The sequence below is a fragment of the Pseudomonas sp. LBUM1660 genome (assembly GCF_059695935.1).
The window spans coordinates 2,812,263-2,837,810 of record NZ_CP166795.1 but is presented as its reverse complement, the minus strand read 5'-3'; the positions used below and the strand labels follow the sequence as shown (position 1 = coordinate 2,837,810).

Here is a 25,548-nt window from a genome sequence, read left to right as displayed (position 1 = left end):
GGCTTCGCCGCCGAGCGGGAGCCAGCTCCCTCGCCACAGGTACCCGTGTATGTCTAGAAGAACCCCATCGGGTTGATGTCGTAGCTCACCAGCAGGTTTTTGGTCTGCTGATAATGGTCGAGCATCATCTTGTGGTTTTCACGGCCGACACCGGACTTCTTGTAGCCACCGAACGCCGCATGCGCCGGGTACAGGTGGTAGCAGTTGGTCCACACACGACCGGCCTTGATCGCCCGGCCCATGCGGTAGGCGCGGTTGATGTCGCGGGTCCACAGACCGGCGCCGAGGCCGAACTCGCTGTCGTTGGCAATCGCCAGGGCTTCGGCTTCGTCCTTGAACGTGGTGACGCCTACTACCGGGCCAAAGATTTCCTCCTGGAACACGCGCATTTTGTTGTGGCCCTTGAGCAGGGTCGGCTGGATGTAATAACCGCTGGACAAGTCGCCCTCCAGACGCTCGGCCGCGCCGCCGGTGAGCAGCTCGGCACCCTCCTCCTGGGCAATTTTCAGGTACGAGAGGATCTTGTCGTATTGCTGCTCGGACGCCTGGGCGCCAACCATGGTTTCAGTGTCCAGCGGGTTGCCGCGCTTGATCTTGACGATCTTCGTCATCACCACTTTCATGAAGTCGTCGTAGATCGATTCCTGCACCAGAGCCCGGGATGGACAGGTACAGACTTCGCCCTGATTGAAGAACGCCAGCACCAGGCCTTCGGCGGCTTTCTCGATGAACTGCGGCTCGGCTTGCATGATGTCTTCGAAGAAGATGTTCGGCGACTTGCCGCCCAGCTCTACAGTACTTGGAATGATGTTCTCGGCCGCACATTTCATGATGTGCGCACCAATCGGCGTGGAACCGGTGAAGGCGATCTTGGCGATGCGCTTGCTGGTGGCCAGCGCCTCACCCGCTTCGCGACCGAAACCCTGGACGATGTTCAGCACGCCGGGTGGCAGCAAGTCGGCGATCAGCTCGGCGAAGACCATGATTGACAACGGTGTCTGTTCGGCGGGTTTGAGCACCACGCAGTTGCCGGCAGCCAGGGCCGGGGCGAGTTTCCACGCGGCCATCAGCAGCGGGAAGTTCCAAGGGATGATCTGCCCGACCACGCCCAGCGGCTCGTGAAAGTGATAGGCGGTGGTCAGCTCGTTGATCTCGGCGGCGCCGCCTTCTTGAGCGCGGATGCAACCGGCGAAGTAACGGAAGTGGTCGGCGGCCAGTGGAACGTCGGCATTCAGGGTTTCGCGCACGGCCTTGCCGTTGTCCCAGGTTTCGGTGACGGCGAGGATTTCCAGGTTCTGTTCGATGCGGTCGGCGATTTTCAGCAGCACCAACGAACGATCCTGGGCCGAGGTCTTGCCCCAGGCATCCGCCGCCGCATGGGCTGCGTCGAGGGCTTTTTCGATGTCGGCGGCGTTGGAGCGAGGGAATTCGGCGATCACTTCACCGGTGACCGGCGAGGTGTTGGTGAAGTACTCGCCATTGACCGGGGCAACGAACTCGCCGCCGATGAAATTGCCGTAGCGCGCTTTGAAGGAAACGACGGCGCCGGGTGTTCCAGGTTGTGCGTAAATCATGGTGGGCCTCTGTCTGGGTCGATGCCTGTCGGGCAAACAGGCGATGAACCGATAGTAGAGAGCCCCGCGTGCCAGACGAATGCGCCGTTGGCAGGGGGATTCTCGTTATTTGGTAGTAGGTTTCACACAAATCCCCATGTGGGAGCTGGCTTGCCAGCGATGAGGCCAGAACATCCAACATTGATGTCGACTGTCAGACCGCTATCGCGGGCAAGCCCGCTCCCACAGGGTTATGCGGCGGATTCAGGTTAATCAGTGCTTGGCGACGAGGTCTTTGGGCAATTTGAAGGTCCAGAGCATCCCGCCCTGGTTGAAGTCCTTGATGCGCTTGGCCACTTCACCGCCCCACAGCGGCACAGCACCGCCCCAGCCGGACAGCACCGAGACGTACTGTTCGCCGTCCATTTCCCAGGTCACAGGCGAGCCGAGTACGCCGGAGCCGGTCTGGAATTCCCAGACTTTCTCGCCGGTCTTGGCGTTGAACGCCTGCAGGAAACCTTCCGGCGTACCAGTGAACACCAGGTTGCCCTTGGTGGTCAGCACGCCGCCCCACAGCGGCGCGAAGTTCTTGTGGCGCCAGACTTCCTTGCCGGTTTTCGGGTCGATGGCGCGCAGCACGCCGATGTAGTCTTCATTCAACGGCTTGATGGTGAACCCGGCACCGAGGAACGCCGCGCCTTTCTTGTAGGCGATGCCTTCGTTCCAGATGTCCATGCCCCACTCGTTGGACGGCACGTAGAACAGCCCGGTGTCCTTGTTGTAGGCCATCGGCATCCAGTTTTTCGCGCCGAGGAACGCCGGGGCAACGAACACCGAACTGCCTTTGGCTTCGGTGCCTGGCGCACCAGGGCGGCTGGCTTCGTTGTAGATCGGCCGGCCCTCTTTATCCAGGCCGGTGGCCCAGGTGATCTTGTCCACGAACGGGAAGCCGCGAATGAATTTGCCGTTGGTGCGGTCCAGCACGTAGAAGAAACCGTTACGGTCGGCGGTCGCAGCGGCTTTGATTTCTTTGCCGCCTTCGGTGTAGTTGAACGACACCAGCTCGTTCACGCCGTCATAGTCCCAACCGTCGTGGGGCGTGCTCTGGAAGTGCCACTTGATGGTGCCGTCGTCCGGGTTGAGCGCCAGGCGCGACGATGAGTAGAGGTTGTCGCCAGGACGCAGGTACGAGTTCCACGGTGCCGGGTTGCCGGTGCCGAACAGCAGCAGATTGGTTTCCGGGTCGTAGTAACCGCCGAGCCAAGGTGCCGCGCCGCCGGTTTTCCACAGGTCACCCGGCCAGGTCTTGCCGGCTTCGCCGCCGGAGATGCCGTTCTCTACCGCTTTACCGTCCTTGTAGGTGTAACCCATGTGGCCTTCCACCGTGGGTCGGGTCCACAGCAGGTCGCCGTTTTTCGGGTCGTAGGCTTCGATCTTGCCGACCACGCCGAATTCACCACCGGCCACGCCAGTGATCAGTTTGCCGTTGATCACCAGCGGCGCGGCGCTGATTGAATAGCCTTCTTTGTGGTCGGCAACTTTCTTGCTCCAGACCACTTTGCCGGTGTCCTTGTTCAGGGCCACAAGCTTGGCGTCGAGGGTGCCGAAGAACACCAGGTCGCCGTACAGCGCGACGCCACGGTTGATCACGTCGCAGCAGGGACGGATGTCATCGGGCAGGCGCGCATCGTATTGCCAGAGCTTCTTGCCGGTGCGCGCATCCACCGCAAACACCCGCGAATAGGAACCGGTCATGTACATCACGCCGTCCTTGATCATCGGCTGTGCTTGCTGACCGCGCTGTTTTTCCCCGCCGAAGGAGAACGCCCAGACCGGGCGCAAGTCCTTCACGTTGTCGACGTTGAGGGTGTCCAGCGGGCTGTAGCGCTGACCCTGGACGCCCAGACCGTTGGTGACGATCTGCTCCGGGTTCTTGGGGTCCTGGAGAATGTCCTGGTCGGTGACGCCGGCCAGCGCGGTGGCGGACAACAGCATGGCGCTGAGCAGTAAGCTCAAGACGAAGGGTTGGCGACGTGCGGGTTCGGTCATGACGGCTGCCTCTGCGGTTTTTGTTATACCCGGGAAATTTTCCCGGTCTGGTGCAGATTCTTCGGCGCCGCCGCCTTTGGAACAATTGCCCGCAGTGTTGAGATTGCTAGTTCCTTAGTACCGGGTCGGAGGAGATCAACACCGAATTGGGTGATCGACACCAGTCCCCTGTGGGAGCGGGCTTGCTCGCGAAGGCGGTGTATCAGTTGATATTAATATTGCCTGACACGACGCCTTCGCGAGCAAGCCCGCTCCCACAGGGATTTGTGTGAGTCATTTGTCGGCGGTGGAATCGACTCGGGTCATCTGTGCGCGCTCATAGCGCGGATACAGATGACTGACGCTGCGAATCAGCTCATAGCGACTCAGGCTGATGCCAGCAAACCGCTCGGGAATGGGACTGCGGATCATCTCGCTCATGTCGCTGCCATTGGAGGCGCCGTCGCGCATGATCTGATCGAGCCAGCCAAGATAGTCGCGCATTTGCTCGAACGGTTGCGGATCGCTGACCACTGGTCCATGGCCGGGCACGATCAGCGTCCACGGCAGGCCTTGAAGTGTGGCGATGTCCGCCAGCCACACGGACAGCCCGGGACTGTTGGGCGTGGTCAGCGCCCGTTGGTAAAACACCAGGTCCCCGGCAAACAGCACGCCGGTTTTCTGGTCGAGAATAGCCAGATCCGCACCGGTGTGCCCACCCAGGCTCAGCAGGCGCAGATCGTGATTCCCAAAATTCAATACGCCGGGGTTCAGCGTCCGGGTCGGTAGCACCACTTCGGTGCCGCGCATCCAGTCCCCCACCAGTCGATACATATTCTCGGCCATGGCGTCGCCCTGCCAATGCAACAGCTCGGTGGTGCCGGCCAATGCACCGATCGGCACATCACTGAAGGCCTGGTTGCCCAGCACATGGTCCGGGTGGTGATGGGTCAGCAGTACCTCAATCACCGGCTTATCGGTGGTCGCGGCAATGGCTTTGCGCATCGCTTCGCCATAGCGTCTGGACGGCCCGGTGTCGATCACCACCACCCCGCGTTCAGTGACGATAAACGCGGTATTGACGATGTTGCCGCCGTTGGCCTTGGCGAAATTGTCGGTGCTGCCTTCTAGCAGCCAGGTATCTTGGGCGATCTTTCGGGGCTTGAGCACGTAGTCGAGGTCCGCCAGTGCCGGCAGGCTCAGGCTCATGAACAACAGCAGCATCCAGCGCATCACGCGCTCCTTGGGGTCAGGGTATGGCCGCATCGAATTGATTGCCGCTGTTGTCACGCAGCAACAGACGCGTCTGCCCTGCCCCTTCGATGTCGAAGGCCAGGTTGGGGTTTTCGCTGACGGCGGGAAACAGCTCCAGTCGGGCCAGCAGCTGATCGTTCCCGTCGCGCAGCTCGGCATGGTTGATGAAAAATTCCGGGATGCCGCTGACCATGCCGTTGTCCATCGGGTGCGCCACTTGCAAGCGCACCCGGCTGAACTCACCGCGCGGATAACGACCGCCCAATACTTCGCCGAAGTGGTCTTCCCAGCCTGGCTCGGTGCGCACGACGCTGGGCGCGGTGCATCCGCCGCCCGCCGCATCGATCAACGTAGAGCCGACATGCCAGAGCCCATCGCGGGTCAGCACCGCCGCGCGCAACGGCGTGGCTTGCTCGATACGGATGCGGATCGACAGCCACGGCAGCACGCGGTCTATCGGTTGGAAATCGACAATCTTCGGCAGCGGATTGAGTTCCGCCCAAGCGAGGATTTTCACCACCTCGCCTTTGAACGCCCGGGCGTCGATTTCCAGCGGCACTTGCCGGGCATCTTCGGCGAACGGCGGCGCCAGCAGCTTGACCCGGTTATCGAACACGAACGGCGCATTGCCAAGTATTTGCTTGTGGTAGAAGGCCCACATCACCGAGGGCACCGGGTCTTTGCCCGGTTCGATATCGCCAGCGTGCGCCGCCAGGGGCAACCAGCAGAGCAACAGGCAACTCGCTCGCCAGTTCACGGTTGGTACATCTCGGGCACGTCATAGCGCAGGCCGTAATGACCATAAATGGTCTTGACCACCTCCTCGCGGATCAAGCCCTCCAGCGCCTCTTCCACGGCGTAGGCCAGTTGCCGGTTGCTTTCGTGCACCGCCATGCCGATCTCCCAGAGTTGCTTGCCCATGTTCGGGTAGGCGTTTTCCGCCAGCGCCACTTGCGGATCGTGGGCTTCGTGCACTTGCCAGTCGATCTCGCCACGCATGGCCATCACCGCATCGACTTCACCGGCCTTCATCGCCGCGAAGGCTTGGGGTACACCGGGATAGTGGTGGGTTTTGCCGGCGAGCATGCCGTTGAACACCGAGGTCAGGTAGAACGACGGCACGCTGTCGACTTCGACGCCAATCGGGTGGTGCTCGAACACCGCGACGCTGCCCACCTTGTCGAGACGGCGGCGATCATAGGCGACTTGCCATTGTTCGTTCTGGTACGGCCCGAACATCACCACATGACCGTTTTCCAGCTCACCCAGTTCGTTGCGTTTTTGCGCGTAATCGCGATCGTAGGGCACGCGCATCATCAGGTCGGCCAACTGCAAATCGTGCAGCTGACTGGCCCGCCAGATGTAGTCCCGCAGGTCGTCATCGAGCTTCTCGCCGGCGGGCGCCCAGATCAGCGTCAGGCGCACGCCAAGCGCTTTGGCCAAGGCTTCGGCGAGTTCGACATCAACCCCGCGAGGCCGGCCGGCATCTTCAAAACTGTAGGGAGCGAAGTCCTTGTAGACCGCCACTTTCAGCTCCCCAGCAGCGATCATTTCGTCATAGGTACGGACCTGCGCCTGCACGGCCTGGCAGCACAGCAACACGGCGCTGATCAACACAGCGAGCAGGCGCATGGATTACTCCTCGACGTGAACGGTGTCCAGGTAGGTGCGCACAGCCCATAACGCTTCCTGGCTCAAGTAATCCGCCATCTTCGGCATGTAGACCCGGCCATCTCGTACCGCACCGTTACGCACGCGTTCGACGAACCATTCATCACCCGCTTCACCGACATCGAGCATGCGCAAATCGGGGGCGATGCCGCCGGACTTGGCTTCCAGGCCATGACACGCGGCGCAGTTCTGGTTGTACGCCGAAGAGCCGATTTCCACGGCCTTATCGTGTTCCGGGGAGCTGCGATACGGGTTCACCGCCGCCCAACCATCGGCATCCACCTGCAAGCCGGCGTCCTTGATCGGGGTCAGCCCCTTGGTTTCGATGGCCTGGGGCACCACGTTGCCATGGGCCCAGACGGAGCCTGCACTGATAAAACCGGCCAGCAGTCCGGCAACGAGCAAGGCGTTGCGTTTTGTTGTCATTGTTATGCCCTCAAGATTGCACGCAAAACCTCGTTGAAGAGGCTATGGCACCTATCTTGGTACCGGCCTCGGACAATCCCCATGCTGCTTTGGTGGCCGCCGTCTAATCCCTTGGTAGCAGGGCTTGCGACGCACACCCAAATCAGGTGCCGTTCGGGAAGTCTTCCCGGCCACAGCGGGACTTTTTCCGTATCCGGCAACCGGCCGGGCGCACCACCCTGTGCAGGCCAAAACCTCCACAGGGAACTGCAACCATGACAATAAGATCGTTACCCGCCCTTTCCCCTCTGTCTATCGCCGTGCAGGCTTTTCTGCTGGTGGGCAGCCTGTCCCTGAGTACTGCAAGTTACGCCGCAACCGCACCTGCCACGCCCACCCGAAACGTGACGTGGGAAGACATTGCCAACGATCACCTGACCACCAAGGACGTGCTGCAATACGGCATGGGCACCAACGCTCAGCGCTGGAGCCCGTTGGCGCAGGTCAACGACAAGAACGTGTTCAAGCTGACGCCGGCCTGGTCCTATTCGTTCGGCGATGAGAAGCAGCGCGGCCAGGAATCCCAAGCCATCGTCAGCGACGGCGTGGTCTACGTCACCGGTTCCTATTCGCGGGTTTTTGCCCTGGATGCCAAGACCGGCAAGCGCCTGTGGACCTACAACCACCGCCTGCCGGACAACATTCGTCCGTGCTGCGACGTGGTCAATCGCGGCGCGGCGATCTTTGGCGACAAGATCTACTTCGGCACCCTCGATGCGCGCCTGGTCGCCCTGGACAAGAACACCGGCAAAGTGGTGTGGAACAAGAAGTTCGGCGACCACGCCGCCGGCTACACCATGACCGGCGCCCCGGTGCTGATCAAAGACAAGATCACCGGCAAGGTGCTGCTGATTCACGGCAGCTCCGGCGATGAGTTTGGCGTAGTGGGCCAGCTGTTTGCTCGCGACCCCGACACGGGTGAAGAAGTCTGGATGCGGCCCTTCGTCGAAGGCCATATGGGCCGGCTGAACGGCAAGGACAGCACCACCACCGGCGACGTCAAGGCACCCTCTTGGCCGGATGACCCGACCACCGAAACCGGCAAGTTCGAAGCCTGGAGCCACGGCGGCGGTGCCCCTTGGCAGAGCGCCAGTTTCGATCCGGACACCAACACCATCATCGTCGGCGCCGGCAACCCCGGCCCGTGGAATACCTGGGCGCGCACCGCCAAGGACGGCAATCCTCACGACTACGATAGCCTCTACACCTCCGGCCAGGTCGGCGTCGACCCGAGCACCGGCGAGGTGAAATGGTTCTACCAGCACACGCCAAACGATGCCTGGGATTTCTCCGGCAACAACGAACTGGTGCTGTTCGATTACAAGGACAAGGACGGCAAAACGATCAAGGCCACCGGCCACGCGGACCGCAACGGTTTCTTCTACGTAGTCGATCGCAACAACGGCAAATTGCAGAACGCGTTCCCCTTCGTCGACAACATCACCTGGGCCAGTCACATCGACCTCAAGACCGGCAAACCGGTGGAAAATCCAGGCCAGCGTCCGGCCAAACCTTTGCCGGGCGAGACCAAGGGCAAGTCGGTGGAAGTGTCGCCGCCCTTCCTCGGCGGCAAGAACTGGAACCCGATGGCGTATAGCCAGGACACCGGGCTGTTCTACATCCCGGGCAACCAATGGAAAGAGGAATACTGGACCGAAGAGGTCAACTACAAAAAAGGCTCGGCCTATCTGGGCATGGGTTTTCGCATCAAGCGCATGTACGACGATCACGTCGGCTCCCTGCGCGCGATGAATCCCACCACCGGCAAAGTGATCTGGGAACACAAGGAAGCGCTGCCCCTGTGGGCCGGTGTGCTGGCGACCAAAGGCAACCTGGTGTTCACCGGGACCGGCGACGGTTTCCTCAAGGCTTTCGACGCGAAAACCGGCGCGGAACTATGGAAGTTCCAGACCGGCAGCGGCATCGTCTCGCCGCCAATCACCTGGGAACAGGATGGCGAGCAGTACGTCGGCGTGACTGTCGGTTATGGCGGCGCGGTGCCGTTGTGGGGCGGTGACATGGCCGAACTGACCAAGCCGGTGGCTCAGGGCGGGTCGTTCTGGGTGTTCAAGATTCCGAGTTGGGACAACAAGACTGCGCAGAAGTAATTCGCTTGCCCCCTGTGGTCACAGGGGGTTTTCTGTTGCTCAACAAGCTTTTCTGTGGCGAGGGAGCTTTTGTGGCGACGGGGTTTACCCCCGTTGGGTCGCGAAGCGGCCCCCTACATTTTCCAGGGACACCAAGTTGCCTGAACTAACGACTGCTTCGCAGCCGAACGGGGGTAAACCCCCTCGCCACAGGAACTCAATTAACCACAAGTTTTTTGTGTATCCAGTCGCCCTCCACCTTTCGAGGACCTGCCATGAAGTATCTGTCTCTATTGCTATTGCTAACGGCCCTTCCAATCTACGCCGCCGACAACGGCGAAGACACCCCACTCATCATCAACGGCTGCACCATCGCCGATCACAGCCAATGCCCCGGCGCCAATCTAAAAGGCGCGAACCTGAGCAATCAGGACTTGCGCAACATGAACCTCAGCGGCGCCGACCTGCGCGATGCCGACCTGCGGCACGCCCGACTTGACCTCGCCAACCTGGAAAAAGCCCAACTGCAAGGCGCCAACCTGACCCGCGCCAGCCTGCAACAAAGCAACCTGCGCCTGGCGGATTTCACCGGTTCAACGTTGATGGCGATTCAGGGTTGGGGAATGTTTGCCCAAGGTGCGCAATTCCAGGACGCCAACCTGAGCGGGGCTTGCCTGCAATTCGCCCGCCTCTCCGGCGCGAGAATGCACAACGCCAATCTGCGCGCCGCAGACCTGGAAATGACCTGGCTGAGCAAGGCAGACCTCAAGAGTGCAGACCTCAGTGATGCCAATCTGCAAGAAGCCAAATTGAGTGAAAGCAATCTGGAGCAGGCCAACCTCAGTGGTTCGCGGCAGCATTATGCGAATTTTCAGGATGCGAATATGGAGGGCTGCACGGGTTGCCCGACAACCTGGAACAAATAAACTGAACACCACCCCCCTGTGGGAGCGAGCCTGCTCGCGAAAGCGGTATAGCCGTCAACTGAGAGGTTGAATGTGCCGGCGTAATCGCGAGCAGGCTCACTCCCACATTGGATATGGGTTGGTCGCACGACCGAGTCAGCCCGCCTTGCGCACCACCCCCATATCAATCCCCAAATGCACCAGTTCGGCATGGGACGTGACCTGCAATTTGCTCTTGAGCAAGGTCAGGTGGTTGGAGACGGTCTTGCTGCTGATGCTCAACTGCTCGGCGATCATTCGCGCAGGGGTGCCTTTGGCGAGCATCACGAAAATCTCCAGTTCGCGCTGGGTCATGCTCTGCAATCGCGGGTCGCTGGCGTCCTGTTGCGGGTGGCACGCCAGTTGGGTGGCCAGGGGCTGTTCGATGTAAGCATGGCCGGCGAGGATCCGCTGCACCGCCTCGATCAGCACTTGCGGCGCCGAGCTCTTGGTCAAGTAACCCGAGGCACCCGCGTCCAGCGCCTGGCGTACCAAGGGCAGTTCATCGTGCATGCTGAAAAACAGCACCCGCAGTTGCGGCAGTCGTTGACGCAAACGCCGGGTGGTTTCCAGCCCGCTGATCCCCGGCAAGCCGAAATCCATGATCACCAGGTTCGGCACGGCTTCTTGAACCCGGATCAGCGCTTCTTCGCCGGTGGCGGCTTCACGCACTTCCATGGCCGGCAACAACGCCCGCAACAAACTCGCGTAGCCCTGACGGACCACCGCATGGTCATCGACCAGCAGAATATTCATGACGCCTCCAAAGGCATGCTCAAGGCCAGCGCCCATCCGGCGCCGGGGTGGCTGATGATCCGCAATTCGCCGCCGAGGCTGCGGGCGCGTTCGCACATCGAATACAAACCGACGCCGGGCCGCTGTGGCTGCATTGCGCCGCGCCCGTTATCGCGAATCAACAGGTGCAGGTGCGCGCCGCGATGTTGCAGGCGAACCCGCACCCGGGTGGCCTGCGCGTGCCGGGCGACGTTGGTCAGCGCTTCCTGCAAAAGGCGATAGAGATGGGTTTTGTCCGACGCGGACAATGGCGGCAACTGCACGCCGATCCGCAGCTGGCAATCAATGCCGTGCCGCCCCTGCCATTGCTCCACCAGCAGGCCGAAGGCTTCGGCCAACGGCAGGTGTTGCAGCACCACCGGATAGAGGTCATGCACCAGCGCCCGGAAGCCCTGTTGCAGGTGCTCGCAATTGTGTTCCAGCTCGCGCATCGTGCGCGCCACTACCACGGGTTGATCCGTCACCAGCCGCAACAGGCAGGCCTGCGCGCGAATCCCTGCCAGGTACTGGCCGAGATCATCGTGCAGGGTCTGCGCCAGATGAGTGCGCTCCTGTTCCTGCACCGCCAATAACGTCCGGGTCAGATGCGTATTGTCGGCACGGGCCTGCTCCAACGCCGCGGTCATGCGATTGAAATGCACCGCCAGTTGCCGCGCCTCCGGCACACCTTCCGCGCGCAATCGCACCTTGAGCTGGCCGCCCGAGACCTGCTGCAACGCGCGCAACAATTCGTCGAGCAACCCCATGCCCCGGCGCACGGCCCAGCGGATGGTGAACAGACTCAAGACCAAGGCGAGGCCACACAGGCCCAGCAATTGCTGCAGCGAATCCCAGACTTCGTCGATTTCATCCCGCGGATCGACCGCAATCTGTACGCGCCGGCCATCGTGCAAACCCAGGACTCGCGCACTGTGCCGGGCATCGGCGAACAACAGACGCCCGAGCCACGCATCGAGCCCGTCCTGAACCGGCAGCCGTGCCGCTTCGCCGGGTTCCAGCCAGCGCACCCGCACATGCCGCAAACTGCCCGTCAACCGTGGTTGCAAACTGGTGGGATCACGCTCGGCGGTTTCGCTCAGGTACTCGACCACCGCCTCGGCGGATTTCAGCTCGCGCTCCACATCCGCCAGCGCCTGATGCACCAGCAACCCCATGCACGCCAGGGTGACCAGGGCGAAAAATCCGCAGACCCAAAGGTTGATCCGCCACAGGGCCGACACGGTTAGCGCCCCGGTGTCGCGGGCAAGATCAGCAACGGCGCCGGGCGGGGGCCATGGAGCTTGTCGACACCGATCAGGGTCAGGATCAACAACAACGGCAGGAGCAGCGCTTTGAGAATTCGCATGGTCGATCTCCTCCAGTGTGATGCCCGTGATTGCCCATGCTAAAACCGCGCCGCCCCGGGCGAGCTACTACCTTGGTACTGCCTGACTGGTACTTTCTGCATATTTCATTCTGCCTCGCAGGCTTCCTATGCTGGCACTACCTGTAATGGAGTGCCGTTATGCGAAAGCTTGCCCCTTACGCCCTGATCTACCTGCTGGCGATTGCCTGCGCCGCCGGGCTCGCGACGCAGAGCCAGGCGGCGGATGCGCCGTTGCAGGTGCAGATCGGCTACCTGGGCTATCGGCCTGACCCCGGCCCGCTGCTGTCCAACGTGATTCCCGAGCCGGTCGATGCCGGGCTTCGCGGCGCCGAACTGGCGATCACCGACAGCAACAGCACCGGTCGTTTTCTCAATCAGAGTTACAGCCTCGTCACCGCCAATGCCGACAGCCCGGATGCCCTGATCGAAGCGGCCAAGGTCCAGCATGCACAGGGTCTGCGCCTGTTTGTGGTGAATGCGCCGGTGGAGACACTGCGCCGGCTCAGCGCCGTGCTGCCCGACAGCTTACTGTTCAACGCCGGTAGCCCGGATGACAGCCTGCGCACCACCGACTGCCTGCCAAACGTGCTGCACAGCCTGCCGAGCCGGGCGATGCTCGCCGATGCCCTGGCGCAGTTTCTGGTGGTGCGTAAATGGCAACGGGCGCTGCTGATCGTCGGCCCGACCCCGGACGATCAGGCCTATGCCGCCGCCCTGCGCCGCGCCGCCAAACGCTTCGGGCTGAAACTGGTGGCGGAAAAAGCCTGGAGTTTTAACAACGATCAGCGCCGCAGCGCCCAGGCCGACATGCCGCTGTTCACCCAGACCGCCGAATACGACGTGGTGCTGGTGGCGGACGAACGCGGCGATTTCGGCGAGTACGTGCCCTACCAGACCTGGTACCCACGGCCGGTCGCCGGCACGCAGGGCCTGACCCCGGTGGGATGGCACAAAACCGTGGAAACCTACGGCGCCGCTCAATTGCAGAAACGCTTCGAAGCCCTGGCCGGGCGCTGGATGAATGACCGCGACTTCGCTGCCTGGATCGCCGTGCGCAGCATCGCCAGTGCGGTGAGCAAACTGCGGCAGGTCGATCCGCTGGCGATCCGCACGCTGGAAATCAGCGATCAATTGCCGCTGGACGGATTCAAGGGTCGCAAGCTCAGTTATCGCCCGTGGAACGGCCAGTTGCGCCAACCGATTCCCATCGTTCAGCCCCGGGCCTTGGTCAGCACGTCGCCGCAAGACGGTTTTCTGCACCCCGTCAACGAAATGGACAGCCTCGGCTACGACAAGCCCGAGGTCAGCTGCCGCTTCCCCTGATCCGCCACAACAACTACAACAAAAAAAAGGAATCCATCATGCGCCGCACCCTGCTCTCTTGCGCCTTGCTGCTCGCCGCCGGGCACGCCGCCGCCTCTACCGCCTGGGTCTCCAACGAAAAAGACAACAGCCTGAGCCTGATCGACCTGCAAACCCTGCAAGTCACCGACACCCTGCCCGTCGGCCAGCGCCCGCGTGGTTTGCTGCTGTCCCACGACAACAAGCTGCTGTACATCTGCGCCAGCGACTCGGACCGGGTCCAGGTGATGGACGTCGCCACGCGCAAGATCATCAAGGAATTGCCATCGGGCAAGGACCCCGAGCAGTTCGCCCTGCATCCCAACAATCGCTGGTTGTACGTTTCCAACGAGGACGATGCGCTGGTGACGGTGATCGACACCGAAACTTCCAAGGTGCTGGGCCAGATCAGCGTCGGCGTCGAACCCGAAGGCATGGCCGTCAGCCCCGACGGTAAGTGGGCGGTGAACACCAGCGAAACCACCAACATGCTGCACTGGATCGACACCAGCACCCAGACCCTGGCTGACAGCACCCTGGTGGATCAGCGGCCGCGTTTCGTCGAGTTTTCACCTGAGGGGTCGCAACTCTGGGCCTCGGCGGAAATTGGCGGGACAGTGACGATTCTCGACGTCGCCACTCGCAAGGTCCTCAAGACCCTGACCTTCCAGATCAAGGGCGTGCACCCGGACAAAGTCCAGCCGGTGGGGATCAAACTCAGCGCCGACGGCAAGTACGGTTTCGTCGCGCTCGGGCCGGCCAATCATGTGGCGGTGATTGACGCCAAGACCTTCGAGATTCTTGATTACCTTTTGGTTGGCCGGCGCGTCTGGCAGATGTCGTTTACCCCCGATCAAAAGCAGTTGTTGGCCACCAACGGCGTCAGTGGCGATGTGTCGGTGATTGATGTCGACAGCCTCAAGGTCACCAAATCGGTAAAAGTCGGGCGCTATCCGTGGGGCGTGGTGGTGACGCCATGAACGCACTGGAAGTCAGCGAACTGAGCTTCGCCTATGGCGCGCGAGAGGCCTTGCGGCAGGTGAGTTTCAGCCTGGCTCCCGGGCGATTCGCGGCGTTGCTGGGGCCGAACGGCGCGGGCAAATCGACGCTGATTGCCCTGCTCACTCGGCTCTATGATTTGCAGCGCGGAGACATCCGGGTTGGCGGCTGTTCGTTGCGCAACGCGGCACGTCCGGCGCTCAAGCAATTGGGTGTGGTGTTTCAGCAAAGCACGTTGGACCTGGACCTCAGCGTCGAGCAGAACCTGCGTTATCACGCCGCGCTGCATGGCATGTCCCGGCGTCAGACCGGCCTGCGGGTCGACGCCGAGTTGGCCCGCCAGGCGCTGACCGATCGCCGTCGCGAACGGGTCCGCGAACTCAATGGCGGTCACCGTCGACGGGTGGAGATCGCCCGTGCCTTGCTGCATGAGCCACGGCTGTTGCTGCTCGACGAGGCCAGCGTAGGCCTCGACCCGGCCAGCCGGCTGGCGCTCAATCAACACATTCGCGGTCTGTGCCGCGAGCAGCACATCAGCGTGCTCTGGACCACCCATTTGCTGGATGAAGTGCAGCCGAGCGATGACTTGCTGATTCTTCATCAGGGCCGCCTGGTGGCCAGCGGGCGAGCTGATGCCTTGAGCCAGGAACATGGCGGCGACCTCAGTTCAGCCTTCACCCGCTTGACGACATCAGGAGCCGCCCGATGAATGCGTATTGGCAATGCTTCAGCGGCATCGTGCTGCGTGAATGGCTGCGTTTTGTGTTGCAGCGCACGCGGTTTCTCAGTGCCTTGGTGCGGCCACTGTTGTGGCTGCTGGTGTTCGCCGCCGGTTTTCGCGCGGCCCTCGGGATCGCGATCATCGAGCCCTACGACACTTACATCCCCTATGAGGTCTACATCATCCCGGGGCTGGCTTGCATGATCCTGCTGTTCAACGGCATGCAGGGTTCGCTGTCGATGGTTTACGACCGGGAGATGGGCAGCATGCGAGTGCTGCTGACCAGCCCCCTGCCCCGGACTTTCCTGCTGTGCAGCAAGCTGTTGGCCACTTCGCTGATTTCGCTGTTGCAGGTGTATGCCTTTCTGGCCATTGCCTGGGTGTACGGCGTGCAGCCACCGGCCATGGGGCTGTTGCTCGCCTTGCCGGCGTTGTTACTGGTGGCGTTGATGCTCAGTGCGCTGGGCCTGCTGCTGTCCAATGCGATCCGGCAACTGGAGAACTTTGCCGGGGTGATGAACTTCGTGATCTTCCCGCTGTTTTTCCTGTCGTCGGCGTTGTATCCGCTGTGGAAGATGCGCGAGTCCAGTGAGTGGCTGTACTGGCTGTGCGCGCTGAACCCGTTTACCCACGCGGTGGAGCTGGTGCGGTTTGCCTTGTATGAGCGCTTCAATCCGCTGGCGCTGGCGGTGTGCGTGGGGCTGACGTTGCTGTTCGCCCTGCTCGCCGTCCTCACCTTCAACCCGCAACACGCCGCCCTGCGCAAAACCAACTGACACCAAAACCCTCTGTAGGAGCCGGTTTGCTGGCGATCCAGACAATGCGGTGTATCTGTCACACCGCCATCGCCAGCAAGCCGGCTCCTACAGGAAATTTGTGTTGAACACGGGGGGAAATTACTACTTTAGTACTGGTTTTCCTGTCTATCGTCGCATTCCCAATGCCCCGAGACTGGCATGTAATGGGTTCATAACTATAAGGATTGAACCCCATGCCGCGTGCCCAACGTTGTCTGTTGCGCCCTTCCCTTGCTGTGCTATCGCTGAGCCTGTTGCTGGGCGTCGCGCACGCCGATACGCCGCTGTTCTCCGCCGACGGCTATCGGATCAACCTCTATCGCAGCCCGACCCCGAATCAGCTTCAAGGCGCGGCCATCATCGACACCGCCGCCCTGCAAACCCTGCTCACCCAGACACCTCGTCCGGTGTTGATCGACGTCTACCGCCGCCAATGGCTGCAAGGACGTTTCATCGAAGACCAACCCCACGAGAACCTGCCCGGCAGCCATTGGCTGGCCAATACCGGCGACGGCGACCTGACAGCTGACTGGCAGGGCTATTTTGCGCGTAACCTGAAGGCATTGACGGCAGGAGACCATGCGCAACCGCTGGTCTTCTACTGCCGCGCCGACTGCTGGCTGAGCTGGAATGCGGTAAAACGCGCCGCGGCCATGGGCTATAAGACACTGTATTGGTATCGCGACGGTCTGGATGCCTGGCAAGGCGCCAATCTGCCCGTGACGCCCGCCCAGCCCGAGCCCTTCCCCTGACCTTTACGCGTGCGTGTTGTTGCCACACCATAATGAAAATAATGAGGTGAAAGGCTATGTACAAAATTCTGATCGCCGACGATCACCCGCTGTTTCGCGAAGCCATTCATAACGTCATCAGCGATGGTTTTCCGGGCAGCGAGGTGATGGAAACCGCCGACCTGGACAGCGCCCTGCTGCTGACTCAGGAACACGACGACCTGGACCTGATCCTGCTCGACCTGAACATGCCCGGCATGCACGGCCTCAATGGCCTGATCAACCTGCGCAACGAGGCGCCGACCATTCCGGTGGTGATCGTTTCAGCCGAGCAGGACAAGCAGATCGTGCTGCAAGCCATCACCTATGGCGCGGTGGGTTTCATCACCAAATCCTCGCCCCGGGTGCAGATGACCGAGGCCATCCAGCAGATCCTCAATGGCAATGTGTACTTGCCGCCGGACATCATCCGCACGCAAAAATGCGGCACCCACCGGCGCATGAATGACAACCCGAGTTTCCCGCCGGAACTGCTACAGGCCTTGACCCGCAAGCAGTTGCTGGTGCTCGAACGCATGACCAAGGGCGAATCGAACAAGCAGATCGCCTACACCCTGGAAATCGCCGAAACCACGGTCAAGGCGCATGTTTCGGCGATTCTGCGCAAACTCAACGTGCACAACCGGGTGCAGGCGATTCTGAGTGCCGGGGATATTGATTTCGGGTCTTATCTGCGGCGTTGAAACCGCGTCGATTTCATCGCGAGCAGGCTCGCTCCCACATTGAACTGCATCGGTCACAGAATCTGTGTACGACGCAGATCCACTGTGGGAGCGAGCCTGCTCGCGATGAGGCCAGCACAATCACCAGAAAATTCAGGGCCGGCCTAGCAGATGACTCATCGCGGTCTTGAGCTTCATCGGCCTTACCGGTTTGTGCATCAACGTGTGCCCCAACTCACGAATCTGCTGCTTCAGCTCATTGCTGTAGTTGGCGGTAATCATCATCGCCGGGATTGCTGAACCGCGCCGGGCGTTGATCCGGGCCACGGCATCGACGCCGTTCTGCTCGTCATCCAGGTGATAGTCGGCGATCAGCAGGTCGGCTTCCTCGTGATAGTTGTCCACCTGCCGCGCCAAGTCTTGCTCCGACAGGGCCGTGACCACCCGGCATCCCCACCCTTCCAGCAACGTGCGCATGCCCGCGCATATTGCCGCGTCGTTATCCAGCACCCACACCCGCGCCCCGCGCAGGCGTTCCAGCATCGGCTCACTCATCAGCAATGCCGGTTGAGCCTTGGGAGCGGTGGCGCTCAACGGCACTTCGACGGAAAACATCGAGCCTTTGCCCGGCCACGACCGCACGTGTATGCGGTGACCGAGAATCCCGGCAATTTTTTCGACAATGGCCAGCCCCAGACCCAACCCACGGTCCTGGTCCGGGCGCTGCACATCGCCGCGCTTGAACTCCTGAAAAATCTCTTCCAGCCGATTTTCGGCAATGCCCATCCCACTGTCCCAGACCTCGATCGTCAACCGCTGATGATGACGCCGACACCCGAGCACCACGCGACCGCTGTAGGTATAACGAATGGCGTTGCTCAACAGATTGCGCAGGATCCGCGCGAGCAACTGGATGTCGCTGCGCACCAGCGCCGAACACGGAATGAAATGCAGCTCCAGCCCTTCACTGCTGGCCACCTGGGTGTACTCGGCCGCGAGGTTTTCCAGCAGTTCGCTCAGGGCGAACGGCGCGATGTCGGCCTTGATCACCCCGGCATCCAGTTTGGAAATGTCCACCAGCGTGCCCAACAGGTTTTCCACGTCCTCCAGCGAATTGCTGACATTGCGCACCAAAATCGCATTGGCCACCGGCTCGCGCCGTTCCAGCAAAGCGCTGGTGAACAGTCGTGCCGCGTTCAGCGGTTGCAGCAGGTCGTGGCTCACGGCGGCAAGAAACTTGGTCTTCGACAGGTTGGCCTGCTCCGCCTCAAGTTTGGCCTCGCGCAAACGCGATTCCACGCGTCGGCGCTCGTCGATTTCGCGCAGCAATTGGTCATTGAGGGTGGTCAGTTCGGTGGTGCGTTCGCGCACCCGCAACTCGAGATTCTGATAGGCCTGGTGCAGCGCCTCGGCCGTGCGGCGGCGCTCGGTGATGTCGCGGATCAACACGAAAATCCCCACCACTTCCCCGGTGGCCAGGCGATTGGGCACGTAGGAGCGCAGCATGTAGCGTTCCTGATTGTTGATGTTGGTTTCGGCGAACTCGAAGGTCACGCTCTCACCGGCCAGGGCCCTGGCCACGTAGGCCTCGAGGCGCTGGTAATGCTGCTCGCTGTGAACTTCGCGCAGGCTCTGCCCGAGCATCACGCCGCGAGGCCAGCAGTACCATTCTTCGTAGACCTTGTTGGTGAATTCATAGACCAGATCGGCATTGAGGTAGGCAATCAGCGCGGGGACATGGTCGGTGATCAGGCGAATCCAGCGCTCGCTTTCGCTGAGGGCTTCGGCGTGCTGGTAGCGTTCGGTGATGTCGGTGAAGGTGTTGACGAAGCCGCCTGTGGGCAGCGGATGCGTGCGAATTTCCAGCACCCGGCCATCGTAGAGGCGCTGCTCGCATTCCTGCACGTGCCGCCCGTTGGCATCGCGACTGGCCGGGGTCAGCAGGTTCAACTCGCTGTCGGCAATCACTTCGGCAAACGGCCGATGGGCCGCCACCGGAGCCAGCCCGCTGAGTTCGAGGAAACGCCGGTTCCACAGTTCCAGGATGCCTTCGGCATTGACCATGGCCACGCCTTGGGACAGGTTGTCGACCGCCCGTTGCAGCAAGTGCGATTTCTGCGCCACGGCTTGCTCGCGGCGCATGGTTTCGCTGAGTTTGACGTCGGTTATGTCGGTAAAGAGGATCACCCGCCCACCTTCCTGGGTGGGCCGTTCGCTGACTTGCAGCCAGCGGCCGTCCTGCAAGCGATAGATGAGGTTTTCGTCAGCATGCCCGCGCGGTTCTTCAGTGAACAACCCGGTGACGGACATCAGGCGCTTGACCTCGACCAGGCGCATGCCGGCGTTGATGCGCACCCGGCTGTTGCTCCAGAACGCCTTGAAACGGCTGTTGAACAAGACGATGCGCTGGTCGGCATCGAACAGCACAAAGGCATCGGAGATGCTCTCGATGGCATCGATCAAATGCTGATGCGCGGTTTCCGCCCGCAGGCGCGCTTCGCTGAGCAAGTGATTGCCCGACTTGAGTTCGGCCATGGCCTGGTTCAAGGCGTCGGTGCGCTCACGCACCTGTTCGGCCAGCACCACCGAATGCTGGAACGCCGCGTAGGGATCATTGCCGCGCGTGACGCCGGATTCGATCCGTTCGATCAGCGCGCCGTTGATGCGCTGCAGTTTCTGATTGTCGTGGCGCAGGCTGGCGAGCTGCGCCTGGAGCTCAGCGATGTCCAGGGGACCGGCCTCGGGCAATGGCAACCCCGGTGAAGGTCTGGTTGATGTGCATGCCATTGAACTGTTCTCCGTAGGTGTTGAAACCCATCACCCGTTGGTCACGCAAAAACGTGCCGATCTGCTCCAGGCTGCCGCCGTCTTCCAGTTCCAGACGCCTGAGAAAGCAGTCGCAGCCGATGGTCAGCAGTAGATCGCCAAGACGCTCCTGCAAGCCTTCAAACAGGGTTTGCAGGTTCGGCAGCATCGGGCCGGGAGTCATGACGGTGAGGACGATGCCGTTTTCCACGGCGCAGTAAAAACTCAGGCTCAGGTCTGGATGGACCTGCTGGATCGCCCGCACGTAATACTGATCGTTGATCCGCACCGCCAAGGGGTGTGCGGCAAAGACCCGGTGATCGAGTTCGGCCACCGGCACGCCGATGTGTCGGGCGTACTCCTCGGCAGCCGGCTCGGCGTTCAGTTCAAAGACCCGGCGCGAGGCGCTGTCGGCTCCGGTGACCACCAGTTTCTCGGCTCTCGGCAAGATGTGGTGAGTGGTGAACACCTCGAAATCCAGCCAGGTGTTAACCAGCACCACCACCGCCGCGCCGCTGTGGAACTCGCCATTAAAATAGACGTGGGTGTGGGTCAGGTAGTTGTCGTCGCCGGCCGAACCGCCGAAATGCGGGATGTCGCCCAACGCCGCGCTCAACGCAGCGAGGACCATTTCTTCACGGCTGGACAGACCATCGAGCAAGGTCAGGGCAAAGCTGTTGCCCTTGATCGGCGCCAGGGTGTTGCTGCGACAGCCACTGACCAGGCGCTCGACCATTTGCTGGGCGTCGATCAGGCTGAAGCGTTCCATCTCGCAGATCAGTTCGGCGTCGATGGAAAAATGCCGATGGTCGAACCCCACCGCCGTCACGCAATTGCGGCCGTAGCCCAAGGGCGTGATTTCCCCGGCGCTGGTGCAACCCACCAGGCGAATGCCGCCGAAGCTCTGTTGCAAGGCCTGGCCCAGCGCCTGCAAGTCGTACTCGGCGGAGCAGAAGAACAGCACGAAACCCAGATGCGGGTGCAATAACTGCCGCGCGAGCTCCTGAGCCACTTCTTGGGCATCGGTGGCCTGGGACATGCCGCTGACCACCCCTTCACTCTGGACCTGCTGCATGACCACCCCCGCAGGTGCGCGTGTATGAGACACGAGTGTACGAAGCCTGCGGGCTGCGACGTATGCTACTTGGGTAGCGGTCAGGCGCTTCGATGGGATGAGAGTCGGCGGGGCGGGCGCTTGATGGCTGATGCTTTTGTGGCGAGGGAGCTTGCTCCCGTTAGACTGCGCAGCAGTCCCCCAACCGGCCGATGCGCGACCAGAATAGGGACCGCTACGCGCTCCAGCGGGAGCAAGCTCCCTCGCCACAGGGGTAGGGTTCGCAGATCAGCTTGTTACCAGTTCAACACCGCCCCCACCGCAAAGGTATCGGTGTCTTCGTTCTGGGCGCTGGTGTCGTGGCCGTTGATTTCGAACTGGTTGTACTCGGCCACGAGTTTGAGGTTGTCATTGACGTCATGGAACAACGCAATGCCGCGGGTTTCATAGTCCGCGCCGCTGCCGACCACACCATTGCCGTCGTCATTGGTCTTGCCGTAAGACAAGGCCAGGCGGTTTTTGCCCAGTTTGTACGAGCCCTGCAGCAAGTAACCGTCGCTGTCGACGTTGCGCAGGGTCGGTTCGCCGGCGTTGTTGGTGAAGAACGGATTGATGCCCTTGGCCTGGAAACCGGAACCGGTCAGCGACAACCCACCCATCTTCGCCTGCACACCGTAGCCGACGCCTTTGGAGGTGACGGACTGGACGGTGGAGTCGGTGTTGTCCGAGGTCTGGTAGCTGCCGTTGACCCAGCTGTAAATCTTCGCGCCGGCGACGTCGAACTGATAGGTGACCTCGCTCTCGGTACGCGGGTTCTCCTGGTACGCCTTGCCCAACGAGCTGCTGTCGTTGGTGTCCACCGGATCGAGAATCCCCACGGCCACCCGCAAACCCTCCATCACTGGGGTGCGATAGGTGATCTGCGAGGTCGGGAACGGGTACGGATAACCGGTGCCGATATTGCCGAACGACACGCCGCCACCATCTACCAACCCCAGGGTATCGCTGACCTGGCCGTAACCGGCGAGCATTTCATCGAGCAGAATGTTGGAGCGGGCGAACAGGCCAAAGTCCTTGCCGATCAGCACCTCGCCCCATTGCGGATTGGCCACGGTGCCGTAGAACTGCCGCACGTCGATGGCGGTGTCGGTGCCGTTGGTCTGGCTGTCGTTGATGGTCACCCAGAAGGAGGCCCGGGCGCCGAGCTTGAGGTCATCGACCTGCTTGCCCATGTTGAAGCCCAGGTAGTTGGGCAGATAGCCCATTTTCACCCGTGCCTGACGACGATCGTACTGGTCGCCGGCACGGTCTACATCGCTGTTCACGTAGAAGGCGTTGATGTAACCGTCGGTCGAGAACGTGGTCTGGTCCTTGTCGTACAGCACGATCTCGGCCTCGGCCATCGTGCTCAAACCGAGGGTCGACAGGCTGACGATAAAGGCAGGCAAGTAGCGATGCTTGAAGTTCTTATTGTTGTGCATGACGCGCTCCGCAGCGGGGGACTGGATGTCGGAGGCGATTATCGAAAGGTGACCGGCGGCGGCATACGCTGCCTTGGGGGCGGTTTTGAAGTGCTTTGGAGTGGCCGGTGATGCGCGGAAAATTCGGTGTAAGACCGGGTCGCGCCAAGACCCGGAACTTAGGATGTACGCCTGCCCGGCAGACTGGCGGCCACAGGAACCGGTACTCCCTAGGCGCCCGCTCTGAACAGCATGTAAGCGGCGACCACGACACACACGCTGGCGAAACCGACTTGCAGGGCCCGCGCCGGGACGCGCGCGCTCAGTTGTCGGCCGACGATCATGCCGATCACGCTGGCAACAATGAACGTCGCACCCAATGCATCAATCCTGACCCCGGCATGAAACGCGCCGATCACCCCGATGGCGGAAATCAGGCTGATCACCATCAAGGACGTGGCGACGATGCCGCGCATCTGCACATCGGTCAGTTGCTTGAACGCCGGGACGATCAGGAAGCCGCCGCCCACCCCCAGCAGCCCTGAGACCACACCGGTCACCGCGCCCAATGCCGCGAGGGTCGCGGTGCATTTGGCGGTCCAGGAAAAGCGCCCGGTCTGCTGATCGAGCATGCAGTTCTTCTGGCCCCAGTTGGCGTGGCCGTGGTCGCTCGGTCCTTCTTCCTGGCGCTCGCGACGCAACATCCGCCAGGCCACCATGACCATCAGCAGACTGAACAGAATCATCAGGATTTTTTCCGATAACTGATGAGCGAAGTAGATGCCCACCGGCGAAAAAATCGCCCCCAGCAGTGCGATCAACAACGCGGCGCGATAGCGCACCAGGCCATGGCGCAAACCATCAATGGCCCCGACCGCCGCCGCACTGCCCACCGCAAACAACGCCACCGGAGCGGCCTGAGTCATGGTCAAACCCAGCCCCAGCACCAGGGCCGGCACCGCCAGAATGCCCCCCCCTGCCCCGGTCAATCCCAGGACCAGGCCCATCACCACCCCAAAAAAACTTGCCAACAACATAAAACGCTCGAGATCTGTGAAAAATAGCCGGGAACGCCCGGTATCGATGACTGACAGGATAGAGCCCGTGCGGCTTTTTTCCTTCATCAATTAACACGGGGGCTGGTCAGCGCAGGGAAAATGACACTACCCTCATGCCTTGTCCTGAAAGAAGCGGCCACCATGCCTGCCTTGATTGAAGCTTTTTTAGACCCTGCCTCGTCGACCTACAGCTACGTGATTTACGAAGGTGACGGCGGCCCATGCGCCATCGTCGACCCGGTCCTCGACTACGACCCCGCTGCCGGGCGCACCGCCACCACCCAGGCGGATAAAATCATCGCCTTCGTTCGCGAGCATCAGCTGCACGTGCAATGGCTGCTGGAAACCCACGCCCATGCCGATCACCTGTCCGCCGCACCATATCTGCGGCGTGAGCTGGGCGGCAAAATCGCTATTGGCCAGTCGATCAGCAAGGTTCAGGGCGTGTTTAAGACCCTGTTCAACCTTGAGCCGGAATTTCGCAGCGACGGTTCGCAGTTCGACCATCTGTTCGCGCCGGACGAATCGTTCATGATCGGCAACCTCAAGGCCACGGCCCTGCATGTGCCCGGCCACACTCCGGCGGACATGGCTTATCTGATCGACGGTGATGTGATTCTGGCGGGCGATACCTTGTTCATGCCGGACGTGGGCACTGCCCGTTGCGACTTCCCCGGCGGCAACGCCCACCAAATGTTCGCCTCGATCCACAAACTGCTGGCCTTCCCCGCCAACGTTCGGCTCTACGTCTGCCACGACTACCCGCCCGAAGGCCGCGAATCCCGCTGCATGACCACGGTGGGCGAGCAACGCAAAAGCAATATCCACGTCCATGACGGCATCGATGAAACGGCATTCGTCGCCATGCGCACCCAGCGCGATGCCGGGCTGGGCATGCCGACGCTGCTGCTGCCGGCGATTCAGGTGAATGTACGGGCGGGGAATCTGCCGCCGGCGGAGGACAATGGCGTGACCTACCTGAAAATCCCTCTGAATAAACTCTGACTTCCCCCTCTGCAGCAGCTGTCGTTGTGGTGAGGGGGATTTCGCTTAGTTGTTGAGGGTCAAGCCGTTGGCGGGTAATGGCAGCGCGGTTTTGTAGCGCACCTGCTTGAGCGCAAAGCTCGAGCGGATGTTGGCCACACCTGGCACTTTGGTCAGGAAGTCCATCATGAAGCGTTCCAGCGACTGAATGGTCGGCACCAGCACCCGGATCAGATAGTCCGGGTCCCCCGCCATCAAATAGCATTCCATCACTTCCGGGCGATCCGAAATCGCTTCCTCGAAATGCTGAAGCGCCTCCTCTACCTGTTTCTCCAGGCTGACATGAATAAACACGTTCACGTGCAGCCCCAGCAGGTCGGCGTCCAGCAGCGTCACTTGCTCGCGAATCAGGCCCAATTCTTCCATTGCCTTGACCCGGTTGAAGCACGGCGTTGGCGACAGGTTCACCGAGCGTGCGAGGTCGGCATTGGTGATACGGGCGTTCTCCTGAAGGCTGTTCAAAATGCCGATATCGGTACGGTCCAGTTTGCGCATGAGACAAAACCACCTGTTTTTTATGTTTATGCAGGTTTTTTATCCTCAAATGATCTCCGGCGCAACGAAACAGAGATAAATATTCTTCTGCGCCGGGCCTATGATTGTTGTAGGACAAGATTTCTTTTATCGAAGAATGACGGTCAGCTCACTACAAG

23 protein-coding genes are annotated in these 25,548 nt (G+C 61.3%); 9 read left to right on the top strand and 14 right to left on the bottom strand.

The genetic code is table 11. The features are described from left to right. Positions 1–53: 53 nt before the first annotated feature. From exaC to pedF, 6 genes are all read right to left on the bottom strand, one after another. Positions 54–1,574 (bottom strand): acetaldehyde dehydrogenase ExaC, encoded by a 1,521-nt coding sequence (gene exaC, locus ACA068_RS13410; RefSeq protein WP_497310252.1) that lies wholly within the window; start codon positions 1,572–1,574, stop codon positions 54–56. 252 nt (positions 1,575–1,826) lie between these two features. Continuing rightward, positions 1,827–3,602 carry a PQQ-dependent methanol/ethanol family dehydrogenase gene (locus ACA068_RS13405; RefSeq protein WP_497310251.1) on the bottom strand — a complete coding sequence of 592 codons (1,776 nt, stop codon included), beginning with the start codon at positions 3,600–3,602 and terminating at the stop codon, positions 1,827–1,829. A gap of 273 nt (positions 3,603–3,875) precedes the next feature. Continuing rightward, on the bottom strand, positions 3,876–4,814 hold the full coding sequence (locus ACA068_RS13400) for a quinoprotein relay system zinc metallohydrolase 1 (RefSeq protein WP_497310250.1): 939 nt from the start codon (positions 4,812–4,814) through the stop codon (positions 3,876–3,878). Between the two features lie 16 nt (positions 4,815–4,830). Further along, on the bottom strand, positions 4,831–5,592 hold the full coding sequence (locus ACA068_RS13395; RefSeq protein ID WP_497310249.1) for a quinoprotein dehydrogenase-associated SoxYZ-like carrier: 762 nt from the start codon (positions 5,590–5,592) through the stop codon (positions 4,831–4,833). Next, positions 5,589–6,467, bottom strand: a complete 879-nt coding sequence (locus ACA068_RS13390) for a substrate-binding periplasmic protein (RefSeq protein WP_497310248.1) — start codon at positions 6,465–6,467, stop codon at positions 5,589–5,591. Before ACA068_RS13390 ends, ACA068_RS13395 begins: the two co-directional genes overlap by 4 nt. A gap of 3 nt (positions 6,468–6,470) precedes the next feature. Next, complete coding sequence (pedF, locus tag ACA068_RS13385) at positions 6,471–6,932, bottom strand: cytochrome c-550 PedF (RefSeq protein ID WP_497310247.1); 462 nt, start codon at positions 6,930–6,932, stop codon at positions 6,471–6,473. A 254-nt stretch (positions 6,933–7,186) separates the two neighbouring features. Between pedF and exaA the strand changes: the two genes are divergently transcribed. Continuing rightward, positions 7,187–9,079: a quinoprotein ethanol dehydrogenase gene (gene exaA, locus ACA068_RS13380; protein WP_497310246.1), complete on the top strand. Its 1,893-nt coding sequence runs from the start codon at positions 7,187–7,189 to the stop codon at positions 9,077–9,079. A 254-nt stretch (positions 9,080–9,333) separates the two neighbouring features. After that, positions 9,334–9,984 carry a pentapeptide repeat-containing protein gene (locus tag ACA068_RS13375; RefSeq protein ID WP_497310245.1) on the top strand — a complete coding sequence of 217 codons (651 nt, stop codon included), beginning with the start codon at positions 9,334–9,336 and terminating at the stop codon, positions 9,982–9,984. A gap of 135 nt (positions 9,985–10,119) precedes the next feature. On the opposite strand, the gene ACA068_RS13370 is transcribed toward ACA068_RS13375, so the two are convergent. The 3 genes from ACA068_RS13370 to ACA068_RS13360 are packed head-to-tail and all read right to left on the bottom strand — an operon-like array spanning position 10,120 to position 12,142. Beyond that, complete coding sequence (locus ACA068_RS13370) at positions 10,120–10,758, bottom strand: response regulator (protein WP_497310244.1); 639 nt, start codon at positions 10,756–10,758, stop codon at positions 10,120–10,122. Next, complete coding sequence (locus ACA068_RS13365) at positions 10,755–12,017, bottom strand: sensor histidine kinase (RefSeq protein WP_497310243.1); 1,263 nt, start codon at positions 12,015–12,017, stop codon at positions 10,755–10,757. Before ACA068_RS13365 ends, ACA068_RS13370 begins: the two co-directional genes overlap by 4 nt. A gap of 2 nt (positions 12,018–12,019) precedes the next feature. Then, positions 12,020–12,142: a hypothetical protein gene (locus ACA068_RS13360; RefSeq protein WP_497310242.1), complete on the bottom strand. Its 123-nt coding sequence runs from the start codon at positions 12,140–12,142 to the stop codon at positions 12,020–12,022. Positions 12,143–12,301: 159 nt separating this feature from the next. Between ACA068_RS13360 and ACA068_RS13355 the strand changes: the two genes are divergently transcribed. From ACA068_RS13355 to ACA068_RS13330, 6 genes are all read left to right on the top strand, one after another. Further along, positions 12,302–13,486, top strand: a complete 1,185-nt coding sequence (locus tag ACA068_RS13355; protein ID WP_497310241.1) for an ABC transporter substrate-binding protein — start codon at positions 12,302–12,304, stop codon at positions 13,484–13,486. Between the two features lie 38 nt (positions 13,487–13,524). Continuing rightward, complete coding sequence (locus tag ACA068_RS13350; protein WP_497310240.1) at positions 13,525–14,484, top strand: YVTN family beta-propeller repeat protein; 960 nt, start codon at positions 13,525–13,527, stop codon at positions 14,482–14,484. Beyond that, entirely contained in the window at positions 14,481–15,212 is a 732-nt protein-coding gene (locus tag ACA068_RS13345) for an ABC transporter ATP-binding protein (protein ID WP_497310239.1), read from the top strand. The genes ACA068_RS13350 and ACA068_RS13345 overlap by 4 nt, the downstream gene beginning before the upstream one ends. Then, positions 15,209–16,000 (top strand): ABC transporter permease, encoded by a 792-nt coding sequence (locus tag ACA068_RS13340; RefSeq protein ID WP_497310238.1) that lies wholly within the window; start codon positions 15,209–15,211, stop codon positions 15,998–16,000. The genes ACA068_RS13345 and ACA068_RS13340 overlap by 4 nt, the downstream gene beginning before the upstream one ends. 215 nt (positions 16,001–16,215) lie before the next feature. Next, complete coding sequence (locus ACA068_RS13335) at positions 16,216–16,773, top strand: PQQ-dependent catabolism-associated CXXCW motif protein (protein WP_497310237.1); 558 nt, start codon at positions 16,216–16,218, stop codon at positions 16,771–16,773. Positions 16,774–16,829: 56 nt separating this feature from the next. Then, the gene (locus tag ACA068_RS13330) at positions 16,830–17,495 is read left to right on the top strand and encodes a response regulator transcription factor (protein WP_094471953.1); all 666 of its coding nucleotides are present in this window, start codon (positions 16,830–16,832) and stop codon (positions 17,493–17,495) included. Between the two features lie 132 nt (positions 17,496–17,627). Here the strand turns inward: ACA068_RS13330 and nahK are convergent, their stop codons facing one another. The 4 genes from nahK to ACA068_RS13310 form a co-directional block, all read right to left on the bottom strand. After that, entirely contained in the window at positions 17,628–20,222 is a 2,595-nt protein-coding gene (gene nahK, locus ACA068_RS13325; protein ID WP_497310590.1) for a hybrid sensor histidine kinase/response regulator NahK/ErcS', read from the bottom strand. Further along, positions 20,191–21,354, bottom strand: coding sequence for a nitric oxide-sensing protein NosP (gene nosP, locus ACA068_RS13320; protein WP_497310236.1), 1,164 nt, complete (start codon positions 21,352–21,354; stop codon positions 20,191–20,193). Before nosP ends, nahK begins: the two co-directional genes overlap by 32 nt. 275 nt (positions 21,355–21,629) lie before the next feature. After that, entirely contained in the window at positions 21,630–22,814 is a 1,185-nt protein-coding gene (locus ACA068_RS13315) for a porin (protein ID WP_497310235.1), read from the bottom strand. Between the two features lie 209 nt (positions 22,815–23,023). After that, on the bottom strand, positions 23,024–23,830 hold the full coding sequence (locus ACA068_RS13310) for a sulfite exporter TauE/SafE family protein (RefSeq protein WP_497310234.1): 807 nt from the start codon (positions 23,828–23,830) through the stop codon (positions 23,024–23,026). A gap of 162 nt (positions 23,831–23,992) precedes the next feature. Between ACA068_RS13310 and ACA068_RS13305 the strand changes: the two genes are divergently transcribed. Continuing rightward, positions 23,993–24,856, top strand: a complete 864-nt coding sequence (locus tag ACA068_RS13305) for an MBL fold metallo-hydrolase (protein ID WP_497310233.1) — start codon at positions 23,993–23,995, stop codon at positions 24,854–24,856. Between the two features lie 45 nt (positions 24,857–24,901). Here ACA068_RS13305 and bkdR read toward each other — a convergent pair whose 3' ends face one another. Continuing rightward, positions 24,902–25,390 (bottom strand): Bkd operon transcriptional regulator BkdR, encoded by a 489-nt coding sequence (gene bkdR / locus ACA068_RS13300; RefSeq protein WP_008005367.1) that lies wholly within the window; start codon positions 25,388–25,390, stop codon positions 24,902–24,904. Positions 25,391–25,548: the final 158 nt, after the last annotated feature.

What these genes read in the sequence shown, in the direction of transcription:
- exaC (WP_497310252.1), bottom strand. Translation starts at nt 1,574, where the DNA reads ATGATTTACGCACAACCTGGAACACCCGGCGCCGTCGTTTCCTTCAAA.
- ACA068_RS13405 (WP_497310251.1), bottom strand. Translation starts at nt 3,602, where the DNA reads ATGACCGAACCCGCACGTCGCCAACCCTTCGTCTTGAGCTTACTGCTC.
- ACA068_RS13400 (WP_497310250.1), bottom strand. Translation starts at nt 4,814, where the DNA reads ATGCGCTGGATGCTGCTGTTGTTCATGAGCCTGAGCCTGCCGGCACTG.
- ACA068_RS13390 (WP_497310248.1), bottom strand. Translation starts at nt 6,467, where the DNA reads ATGCGCCTGCTCGCTGTGTTGATCAGCGCCGTGTTGCTGTGCTGCCAG.
- pedF (WP_497310247.1), bottom strand. Translation starts at nt 6,932, where the DNA reads ATGACAACAAAACGCAACGCCTTGCTCGTTGCCGGACTGCTGGCCGGT.
- exaA (WP_497310246.1), top strand. Translation starts at nt 7,187, where the DNA reads ATGACAATAAGATCGTTACCCGCCCTTTCCCCTCTGTCTATCGCCGTG.
- ACA068_RS13375 (WP_497310245.1), top strand. Translation starts at nt 9,334, where the DNA reads ATGAAGTATCTGTCTCTATTGCTATTGCTAACGGCCCTTCCAATCTAC.
- ACA068_RS13370 (WP_497310244.1), bottom strand. Translation starts at nt 10,758, where the DNA reads ATGAATATTCTGCTGGTCGATGACCATGCGGTGGTCCGTCAGGGCTAC.
- ACA068_RS13360 (WP_497310242.1), bottom strand. Translation starts at nt 12,142, where the DNA reads ATGCGAATTCTCAAAGCGCTGCTCCTGCCGTTGTTGTTGATCCTGACC.
- ACA068_RS13355 (WP_497310241.1), top strand. Translation starts at nt 12,302, where the DNA reads ATGCGAAAGCTTGCCCCTTACGCCCTGATCTACCTGCTGGCGATTGCC.
- ACA068_RS13350 (WP_497310240.1), top strand. Translation starts at nt 13,525, where the DNA reads ATGCGCCGCACCCTGCTCTCTTGCGCCTTGCTGCTCGCCGCCGGGCAC.
- ACA068_RS13345 (WP_497310239.1), top strand. Translation starts at nt 14,481, where the DNA reads ATGAACGCACTGGAAGTCAGCGAACTGAGCTTCGCCTATGGCGCGCGA.
- ACA068_RS13340 (WP_497310238.1), top strand. Translation starts at nt 15,209, where the DNA reads ATGAATGCGTATTGGCAATGCTTCAGCGGCATCGTGCTGCGTGAATGG.
- ACA068_RS13335 (WP_497310237.1), top strand. Translation starts at nt 16,216, where the DNA reads ATGCCGCGTGCCCAACGTTGTCTGTTGCGCCCTTCCCTTGCTGTGCTA.
- ACA068_RS13330 (WP_094471953.1), top strand. Translation starts at nt 16,830, where the DNA reads ATGTACAAAATTCTGATCGCCGACGATCACCCGCTGTTTCGCGAAGCC.
- nosP (WP_497310236.1), bottom strand. Translation starts at nt 21,354, where the DNA reads ATGCAGCAGGTCCAGAGTGAAGGGGTGGTCAGCGGCATGTCCCAGGCC.
- ACA068_RS13315 (WP_497310235.1), bottom strand. Translation starts at nt 22,814, where the DNA reads ATGCACAACAATAAGAACTTCAAGCATCGCTACTTGCCTGCCTTTATC.
- ACA068_RS13310 (WP_497310234.1), bottom strand. Translation starts at nt 23,830, where the DNA reads ATGTTGTTGGCAAGTTTTTTTGGGGTGGTGATGGGCCTGGTCCTGGGA.
- ACA068_RS13305 (WP_497310233.1), top strand. Translation starts at nt 23,993, where the DNA reads ATGCCTGCCTTGATTGAAGCTTTTTTAGACCCTGCCTCGTCGACCTAC.
- bkdR (WP_008005367.1), bottom strand. Translation starts at nt 25,390, where the DNA reads ATGCGCAAACTGGACCGTACCGATATCGGCATTTTGAACAGCCTTCAG.